This is a genomic window from Noviherbaspirillum denitrificans (genome assembly GCF_002211445.1).
GTDB lineage: Bacteria > Pseudomonadota > Gammaproteobacteria > Burkholderiales > Burkholderiaceae_D > Noviherbaspirillum > Noviherbaspirillum denitrificans.
The window spans coordinates 2,354,040-2,358,740 of record NZ_LSTO01000001.1 but is presented as its reverse complement, the minus strand read 5'-3'; the positions used below and the strand labels follow the sequence as shown (position 1 = coordinate 2,358,740).

General features: G+C 57.9%; 5 protein-coding genes. 2 read left to right on the top strand and 3 right to left on the bottom strand.

Going from position 1 to position 4,701, the window contains the following annotated elements; all coding sequences use genetic code 11:
• The 3 genes from AYR66_RS11515 to AYR66_RS11505 all read right to left on the bottom strand — a co-directional run.
• On the bottom strand, positions 1-409 hold a 409-nt coding region (locus AYR66_RS11515; protein WP_420093102.1), incomplete at its 3' end, for an ABC transporter permease subunit.
• Between the two features lie 12 nt (positions 410-421).
• Entirely contained in the window at positions 422-1,735 is a 1,314-nt protein-coding gene (locus tag AYR66_RS11510) for an ABC transporter substrate-binding protein (protein WP_088707604.1), read from the bottom strand.
• Between the two features lie 22 nt (positions 1,736-1,757).
• A complete protein-coding gene (locus AYR66_RS11505) occupies positions 1,758-3,068 on the bottom strand; it encodes an ABC transporter substrate-binding protein (protein WP_206047147.1) in 1,311 nt (436 codons plus the stop codon).
• 222 nt (positions 3,069-3,290) lie between these two features.
• Here AYR66_RS11505 and AYR66_RS11500 point away from each other — a divergent pair, with 222 nt between their 5' ends.
• Entirely contained in the window at positions 3,291-4,448 is a 1,158-nt protein-coding gene (locus AYR66_RS11500; RefSeq protein ID WP_420093128.1) for an iron-containing alcohol dehydrogenase, read from the top strand.
• Between the two features lie 79 nt (positions 4,449-4,527).
• Positions 4,528-4,701 (top strand): carboxymuconolactone decarboxylase family protein (locus AYR66_RS29990; protein ID WP_474647544.1); only part of this gene is annotated, 174 nt, incomplete at its 3' end.

The window sequence follows — 4,701 nt, the reverse complement described above, 5'->3', positions numbered from 1 at the left end:
GGTAATTGACCAGTTCGACGGTCGAGTACGGCTGCGTGCCCCAGATCATGCGCTGCAAGTCTTCGAAGATCATGAAGGCGGCGAAGGTGACCAGCAATTGCAGCACCGGGTCCTTGCCGTAGATGCGGCGCATCAGGTACTTCTCCATCAGCCCGCCGCACAGCGCGCCAACGACGATGGCTACCACCGGCAGCATCAGGAAGGACCACACTGGCGAGGCCTCAATGGCCATCGCCCATGCGCCCACCGTCGCCGCCGCGTAACCCCCTATGGCAAACAGGCTGCCATGGGCCATGTTGATGATGTTCATCACCCCGAAAACCAGGGTAATACCCAGCGCCACCAGGAACAGCAGCGCCGCGTATGACAACCCATCAAGAATGGCCAGAAAAATCAGTTCTTGATTCATGATGTTAAGAATTTAATTTTCGCTTGTTGAAAAGGCCCTGATGTGCGGGCTATTAATCATTTCCGGCTTAAGAGTTTTCACCCAGTCCAAGGACTTCTGACCAACAGGCGCAGTAACCAAGTGAGCCGGATAAATCGCCATCTTGTCGAGCACCGGGAACGGATAACCGCCGACCTTCTTCGTCACGCCCAACAATTGATCTTCGAGGCCTTGACCATCCTCCCGCATCTTGACACTGCGGGTTACTCCCCGGAATTCGATGTTATGCATCGCGTCGGCAAGCTGCTCGTTTGTCGGCCACTTGCCCATGTTGACCTTGATCGCGCGGTCGTAGCCAGCCTTCAGGGCTTCCAGCGCCTGAATCATATGAAACACCGTGTAGCTAGGGTAACTTCCGACTTTTGCCTTGAACTTATGCACGAAGTTCTTCAGCTTCGGGTCATCCTTCAGTTCCGGGTGCAGGAAGTAGTGGTCGCCGCGCGCGCCAATGATCACGCCATCGGGCAGCGTGGAGCCAAGGCGTTCGAGCGAGCTCTCGGCCAGCGGCAGCACGAACAGCGAATTCTTCATCAGGCCGCGCTGCGCGGACTGGCGCAGAAAGGTATCGAGGTCCCCGCCCCAAGAACTTGATACGACGACATCCGGACGTAGCGCTTGCAGGCGGCTGATCTCGGTCGAGAAGTCGGTCGCGCCGAATTTCGGGAACAGCTCGGCGACAACCTTCACGTCCGGCTTGAGCGCCTTGAGTGTGCTGGAAAACAGTTCCCAGGAATCTCGCCCCCAGGAATAATCCTGGTTCACTACAGCAATAGATTTGAAATCGGGCTTGATACGCAGCAGGTACAGGACAGCTGCCACTGTTTCAGTCGTCGCATTCGCCTGGGTGCGTACTACGTACTTGTAGCGCCTGTCTTCGAGCAGCTTTTCAGTGCCGCAGTCCCACATAATGTTCACGACCTTCAGGTCTTCCGCTACGGGAGCTAGGGTGTTGCAGCTACCACTTGAAGTGGACGCCAGCATCACCCTAGCTCCCTGCTCCTGTACGGCGCGTCTGTACTCGGAGAGCATCTTGTCCGTACCCACGCCCTCATCAATGAATATAGGCGAAATCCTGACGCCATTAATGCCACCAGCGGCATTCATCTCCTCGATATACATTTCGGCCGCTATCTTGGCCGGCATACCGAGCACTGAGCCAGAACCGGTCAAGAACGCAGTGATTCCGACTTTGAGATCGATCGGCTTGGCGGTTTGCGCTTGTGCGCCGGAGAATGCGAACACCGTGATTGCACATGCTGCAAATCTAATCAGCAGTGGTATGAACATGATGTCTCCAAAGACTAGGAAATTATTTTTCGCTCGACAAGAAAGTCTTGATGCGCGGGCTATTGACGATTTCAGGTTTCAACGTCTTGACCCAATCCAAGGATTTCTGGCCGACTGGCGGCAAGACCAGATCACCCGGGTAGATCGTTATCTTGTCGAGAACCGGAAATGGATAGCCGGCGACTTTTTTCGTCACGCCGAACAGCTGGTCCTCGATGCCTTGGCCGTCTTCTCGGATCTTGACGCTGCGTGTCAGGCCGTGAAATTCGATGTTGTGCATGGCGTCGGCCAACTGCTCGTTGTTTGGCCACTGACCCTTATTGGCTTTGATGGCCCTGTCGTAGCCGGTTTTCAATGCTTCCAGTGCCTGGATAACGTGGAAGACGGGATAAATTGGATAGCCGCCAGTCTTGGCCTTGAATTTCTGCACAAAGTTCTTCAGCTTTGGGTCATCCTTGAGTTCCGGGTGCAAGAAGTAGTGATCGCCTCGCGCACCAACAAGAACACCATCAGGCAGCGTGGAGCCGAGGCGTTCGAGCGAGCTCTCGGCCAGCGGCAGAAGAAATACCGAATTCTTCATCAGACCGCGCTGCGCAGCCTGACGGATGAAGGTGTCAAGGTCGCCGCCCCAGGAAGTGGAAACAATGACGTCCGGGCGCAGCGCCTGCAGGCGACTGATCTCGGTCGAAAAGTCGGTCGCACCGAACTTCGGGAACAGCTCGGCGACGATCTTGACGTCAGGCCGCAGCGTCTTGAGTGCGGTCGAGATCATTTCCCACGAATCGCGGCCGTGCGCATAGTCCTGGTTGACCACCGCGACGGTCTTGAAATCGGGCTTCATGCGCAGCAGGTACAGCACGGCGGATACGTGCTCGATGGTGGTGTTTGCCTGCGAACGCACCACGTACTTGTAGCGCTTATCTTCCAGGATCTTCTGGGCAGCGCAATCCCACATGATGTTAACCACCTTCAGGTCTTCAGCCACCGGAGCGATCGTGTTGCAGCTGCCGCTCGAAATCGAGGCAAGCATCACATTGACGCCCTGCTCCTGCACCACGCGGCGGTACTCGGACAGCAGCTTGTCGGTGCCCACGCCTTCGTCGATATAGGTCGGCACGATCTTGGCGCCATTGATGCCGCCCGCCGCATTCATTTCTTCAATGTAGAGCTCGGCGGCTGCCTTCGCCGGGACGCCGAACACGGAAGCCGGCCCGGTCATGAAGGTGGTGATGCCGATCTTCAGTTCGGCCGGCTTGGACTGCGCATAGGCAGTGGACAGGGCCAGCGCGGACAGCGCGCTTGCCGCAATTCTCATGAGCGTGGGATTGAACATGTTGTCTCCAGAAATTAATGACATATGGAACTTCGTTCGTCCTGCGACGGGTTGCTGCGTACTACTCAAGCGGGTGCGATCCGCCTGTTCTTGATTTTGATGGATGGATTTTAGGATTCGTATTCTTGTATGTCAAGCTTATTGACATACTGTATTACAAGAATTAAGATGATTTCCAGGATTTAGCTCTTCCACCTTTCGGGAATGGACAAAATGGAAAGAATCGACACCTTCAACTTCAGCTGCGTACCAAACATCGTTTCCGCGCCGGGTGCGGCGCAATCGCTGGCCTCGCTGATCCGGCAGCATTTCCCGCAAGTGCGGCGCGTGCTGGTCGTCACCGACCCCGGCTTTCTCGCCACCGGTCTGGTGGATGCGCCGGTAGCCGCGCTGGAAAACGCAGGATTCGCCGTCAGCATTTACTCGGATGTACGCGCCGATCCGCCGGAAGCGGTGGTCATCCAGGCTGCGGAATTTGCGCGCGGCTGCGCGGCCGAACTGGTCATCGGTCTGGGCGGCGGCAGTTCGATGGATGTGGCAAAGCTAATTGCGGTGCTCGCCGGCAGCCGCCAGGAACTGAAGACGATGTACGGCATCGGCAATGTGACCGGCGACCGTCTGCCGCTGATTCAGGTTCCGACCACGGCGGGAACCGGCTCGGAAATGACCCACATTTCCATCATCACCACCGGCGAAACGACCAAGATGGGCGTGGTGGCGCCCCAGCTGTTCGCCGATATCGCCGTCCTCGACGCCGACCTGACCCTGGGCCTGCCGCCGAAGGCGACCGCAGCGACCGGCATCGATGCGATGGTTCACGCGATCGAGGCATACACCAACAAGAACACCAAGAACCCGATCTCGGACGTCCTCGCGTACAAGTCGCTGTCGCTGCTCTACACCCACATCGACGCCGTGTGCGAAAACGGCAAGGACCGCTCCGCAAGGCAGGCAATGCTGCTGGGTTCCATGCTCGCCGGCATGGCCGTCGCCAGTTCGCCGTGCGCCGGCGTGCATGCGCTGGCCTATCCCGTCGGCGGCATTTTCCACGTCGTGCACGGCATTTCGAACGCGCTCGTGCTGCCCGAGGTGCTGCGCTTCAATGTCCCGGCCGCGGCCCACCAGTACGCCGAGCTCGCCGCCATCGTCGCGCCTGCCGCACGCGGAAGCGACGAGGCGAAAGCGATGTCGATGATCGAAGAACTCGAGCGGCTTGCCGCCCGCCTGCACGTCGAAACCCGCTTGTCGCAGGTGGGGATCAAGGAAAGCGATCTGGACCGCATGGCGGAAGACGCGATGCTGCAGACGCGGCTGCTGAAGAACAATCCGCGTGAAATCACGCAGGCCGATGCCCGCGCGATCTACGCTGCGACCCTTTAAAGAGACCCCGATACCCGCCGGCTCCGAATAGATCCGGCGGCCACTTACCCCTGATGCAACCTAACCAATGGAGCTACCAATGAACAAGGAACTGTTTGAAAAAGGCCTGAAGACCCGTCGTGAAGTCCTGGGTGCCGAGTATGTCGACGCGTCGATCAAGAATGCCGACGACTTTAACATGGCCATGCAAGAGCTGGTCACCCAATACTGCTGGGGCGATGTCTGGAACCGTCCGGGCCTGGAACGCAAGACG

Excerpts from the sequence above, each read along its gene's own strand:
- AYR66_RS11510 (WP_088707604.1), bottom strand. The coding sequence starts at position 1,735 with ATGTTCATACCACTGCTGATTAGATTTGCAGCATGTGCAATCACGGTG.
- AYR66_RS11505 (WP_206047147.1), bottom strand. The coding sequence starts at position 3,068 with ATGTTCAATCCCACGCTCATGAGAATTGCGGCAAGCGCGCTGTCCGCG.